We start from the raw sequence: 3992 nt of genomic DNA on the forward strand, positions 1-3992 counted from the left end.
GTTTTCAGCACCACCTTGTGCAGCTCTTCAACGCGCTCACGAGGGGCGTCAGTGCGCAGGCGAATCACGACGCTTACTTCGTCGTAACCAGGATTGACGCTTTCGTCGATGCCCAAAAAGCCACGCAGATCGAGGGTGCCGTCAGTCTCGATTTCCAGGCTGTGAATCTTGATGCCCATCATTGCGGCATTGGCCGCGTAACCGACCGACATACAGGCGTTAAGCGCGGCCATCAGCAGTTCCTGCGGGTTAGGTGCGGTGTTCTGCCCCAACAATTCGTTTGGCTCGTCGGCGACAATTTCAAAGTCGCGCGAGTAGGTTTCCCCGGCCAGGCTGTAGCGATTGACCTTCGCCACGGAACGAGTCTGGCCTTTCCACTCGGTCTTCACGTTAAAGCTTGCGTGACGCTTGGTCGCATCCTCAGCAACGCCTTGGGCAAACTGCTGGAGTGCGGCGACATCGATACCATTCAGGTTGTTGCTCATGTGTTCGTTCCTCTTCGGATGGACCGGCCGTTTGGCTCGGAAGAGAAACAAGCCTACCAACTAGTAGGTATTGCAACAAGAGGTAATTGTCTTATAACTCAACGTGGAAAAATAGATTCTGTAATCACATTTCTGGAATAGGGATGCTTGCGATCACCGTGCAGGTGTCGCAGCTCTCAAAAACATCAGTTCAGGTGCGAGGAGGAAAAGGCGGGCAACAACTGCGTGAAAAATGCGAGACGCGACGTACTCCCGATAGAAGGAGCACGCGAGAAATACTCAGAAGATTTAGATTAGGCGGATGTAGCGTTCATGAGGTAGGAACAAGCCCTGCTGGGGAGAAAGGCTGCTGAGCCTCAGTGCTGCGTCCCGGCAACCCGAAGCCCATCTAAGATGAAGTCAAATCCAGAAAACTGCTCGTAATTGTCGTTCAGTGCCCAAGAGACAAAGCTGCCGCCTTCCAATGTATTCAGAATGAGCCTGGCGACCTTCACGCTGTCGAGCTCAGCTTTGAGCTCGCCGGCCTCTTGGCCCTTCACGATATTTTCCTGAAGCCAATTGAGATGGATCTCGAAAAAATCTTTCGTCATCTGCTTCAGGCTTTCAGGCAAAGCCAGCAGCTCCGCCGCCAAAGCGCCGCAGAGCGGAAGCAGCGCGCTTTCGCTGCTTTTCGCGAACATCATGGCGAAAGCATTGAGCCGATCAATAATGCCGGTATTTTCAACATTGATGCATTCCAGCTGGCTCTTGAAGCGGAACAGATAGCTCTCAACGATGGCGATCGCCAGACCTTCTTTGGTAGGAAAGTGGTGATGAATACTCGCCTTCTTGATGCCGATCTCTTCAGCCAGATCGGCATAGCTGAAGGCTGCGTAGCCTTTCGTACGCAATAAAATCTCTGCACTGGCAAGGAGATCAGAACGTGTACTCATAGTGCCTTTTCCAAATTGATCAATGCAGCATCATAAATTAGTACTTCTTCATAAGACAGCGCTCGGGTTGTCCCCATCTGTCACATTTCAATGGGCGCTGTGCCCCCTTCAATGGCCCGTGGAGCGGCCTGAGCAGTCGGTAAGTGGCCGTCCGCTAATGGCCGATTTCTGCCTTTGGCCCACGGCAGCTTTGGTGGCATCGGCGACGCCGCCACACCGGGTCAGGATAACGACCAACATCCACAACCAAACGATCTAAGCTCTTCCGAACGGGACCTTATCGTGCTTCAGAAGACTCGCCATTCTGATCGTATCGGCTTGCTACTGAATGGCGCATGTCGATAATGTGCATCACGTTGCGCGGTCAACTCTCCCCCCAAGCAACACGCACATTGGCTCGGGCCCTTCCACGCGTACGTCCAGAGACACCATCATGCCCCGCATCCTGCTGACCGCTTTTATGCTGCTTGCTCTAAGCCTCCCGGCACATGCTCAGGTGACGCCATTTCCTGCCTCCTTTCGTATTCAGGACATTCCAGTAGAAGGCGTCACACTGCATGTGCGCGTCGGCGGCAAGGGGCCGGCCGTGGTGCTGTTGCATGGCTTTGGCGATACCGGCGATATGTGGGCGCCACTGGCTGCCGATCTGGCCCGGGATCACACGGTCGTGGTGCCGGACCTTCGCGGCATGGGCTTGTCGTCGATCCCGGACAGCGGCTACGACAAGAAGAACCAGGCGGGCGACATCCGTGCGGTGTTGGCCGCGCTGGGTATCGAACACTCGGTGGTCATCGGCCATGACATCGGCACCATGGTCGCCTACGCCTACGCCGCGCGTTATCCGCAGCGTACCGATCGCCTGGTGGTGATGGATGCGCCCGTGCCGGGTATTCCGCCCTGGAACGACATTGTCCGCTCACCAATGCTTTGGCACTTCGACTTTGGCGGGCCGGATGCTGAACGCCTGGTGGCCGGTCGTGAGCGCATCTACCTGGACCGGTTCTGGAACGAGTTCGCGGGCAATCCCACCAAGGTGGATGAAGCAACCCGCCAGCATTACGCCAAGCTCTATGCCCGCCCCGGCGCCATGCACGCAGCCTTCGCCCAGTTCCGCAGCATTCGTCAGGATGAGGTGGACAACAAAGCGTCGATGGCGGCGCGACTGACCATGCCGGTATTGGCTATCGGGGGTGAAAAATCTTTTGGAAGTAATGAGGCGATCGTTATGCGCAACGCAGCGGACAAGGTCACGGAAGTGGTGGTGCCGGGGGCAGGACATTGGCTGATGGAAGAGGCGCCGACGCAGACTATTCGGGTGGTACGCGACTTTATTGCGCAGTGATGGGTTGAGGTCTCGGAGGGGATTATTGGAGGGCACTGCACTCAGGGCCTGCCCCGCGGTCATTTAAGGGCTAGACGATAGCTGTAAATAAATCTGAAAATCATCTGGCTAGCCTCCCCCACCTCTCGCCAGGGTCGATCAATGCCGCTGAGCTTTCATAAAATGCACGCCAATGGCGATGACTTCGTTATCGTGGACTCGCGAAATTCGTCCAATCCAATGACAAGTAACCTGGCGCGGCGGATGGGGGATCGGAACCAAGGAGTCGGATTCAATCAACTCGCAGTGGTGCTCGATTGCGATGATGCAGATGCGCGCTTGATGTTTTGGAACGCAGATGGCTCCACGCTGGACGTTTGTGGCAGCGCAACGCGGGGTGCCGCGGATATGCTGATGCGCGAATCCAATATTACTTCGATAGCGCTCCGAACCAACCGTGGTCTACTGACTTGCGAACGAACCTCAACCGGCGCCATTTCTGTCGACATGGGAGTGCCGCTTTTCGGCTGGTCGGATATTCCTCTGGCTTTGGAAATGGATACTGCTGTTTTGCCACTTGCTGGCAGCCAAAAAGCAAGCAGAATTGGAAAACACTTGTTGCGCAACAAAGGGGACACCCATTAGCCTTGACTTGAGATCGGTTAATACCCCCACTTTTTCAAGGTTATTTACTTATCTGGCGGCAGTGACGCCTAATAGACGGTTCAAGACCATTCGCGTCGCTTACTCGGAGCGACACTCCGCAGCCCTCCCCTAAACCAAACATCAGGCTTCGTATGCATCCAGTAGCGAAAAAATATTTTGAGTTACATCCAGAGAAACAAAAAAGGGTCCAGATTGATCTTTGCAAAAAAGCTTATAAGCTTTGGCTTAACTACACCAGCAACAACGGAATCACTGAATACCGTGAAACCATTGCAGGAACAGTGCAAAAAATTGACTTTTCTTTACCCTACGACGCAATAGAAGCCGTCATCCATGGCAAAGACGAATTAAATGTTAATGAGCGATACTTAGAACCTGCTGCAGCCCTACAAGACGAAGATCTAAAATTTAGCGCCGACATGGAAATGGCATATTATTCAATTTACAATCTTTACCAGCACCACATAACAGGGAAGCTAGGTGATAGCTGGGTTATAGTTAACCAGGCTCTATCGGCATTCGGAGAGCACGATACGATTAAACATTTAGAAGCTGCAATTAACAATGCAGCCTAACCCTATACAAAGG

4 protein-coding genes and 1 pseudogene are annotated in these 3992 nt (G+C 53.7%); 3 read left to right on the top strand and 2 right to left on the bottom strand.

The window, feature by feature from the left end; all coding sequences use genetic code 11:
- Positions 1-485, bottom strand: a 485-nt coding sequence (locus AC1DH9_RS25500; RefSeq protein WP_477809015.1) for an OsmC family protein, incomplete at its 3' end; no start/stop codon positions are given.
- Positions 486-841: 356 nt separating this feature from the next.
- On the bottom strand, positions 842-1417 hold the full coding sequence (locus AC1DH9_RS25505) for a TetR/AcrR family transcriptional regulator (protein WP_427543755.1): 576 nt from the start codon (positions 1415-1417) through the stop codon (positions 842-844).
- Between the two features lie 433 nt (positions 1418-1850).
- On the opposite strand from AC1DH9_RS25505, the gene AC1DH9_RS25510 reads away from it, so the two are divergent.
- From AC1DH9_RS25510 to AC1DH9_RS25520, 3 genes and pseudogenes are all read left to right on the top strand, one after another.
- Complete coding sequence (locus tag AC1DH9_RS25510; protein ID WP_427543758.1) at positions 1851-2759, top strand: alpha/beta fold hydrolase; 909 nt, start codon at positions 1851-1853, stop codon at positions 2757-2759.
- Between the two features lie 141 nt (positions 2760-2900).
- A pseudogene (locus tag AC1DH9_RS25515) lies at positions 2901-3347 on the top strand (diaminopimelate epimerase); the annotation flags it as partial.
- A gap of 188 nt (positions 3348-3535) precedes the next feature.
- A complete protein-coding gene (locus tag AC1DH9_RS25520) occupies positions 3536-3979 on the top strand; it encodes a hypothetical protein (RefSeq protein WP_427543764.1) in 444 nt (147 codons plus the stop codon).
- The last annotated feature ends 13 nt before the right edge of the window (positions 3980-3992 follow it).

The sequence above is a fragment of the Pseudomonas sp. 05T35 genome, assembly GCF_056396605.1.

Bases quoted from the DNA above. Each gene is read 5' to 3' on its own strand.
- AC1DH9_RS25510 (WP_427543758.1), top strand. From the start codon at position 1,851: ATGCCCCGCATCCTGCTGACCGCTTTTATGCTGCTTGCTCTAAGCCTC.
- AC1DH9_RS25505 (WP_427543755.1), bottom strand. From the start codon at position 1,417: ATGAGTACACGTTCTGATCTCCTTGCCAGTGCAGAGATTTTATTGCGT.
- AC1DH9_RS25520 (WP_427543764.1), top strand. From the start codon at position 3,536: ATGCATCCAGTAGCGAAAAAATATTTTGAGTTACATCCAGAGAAACAA.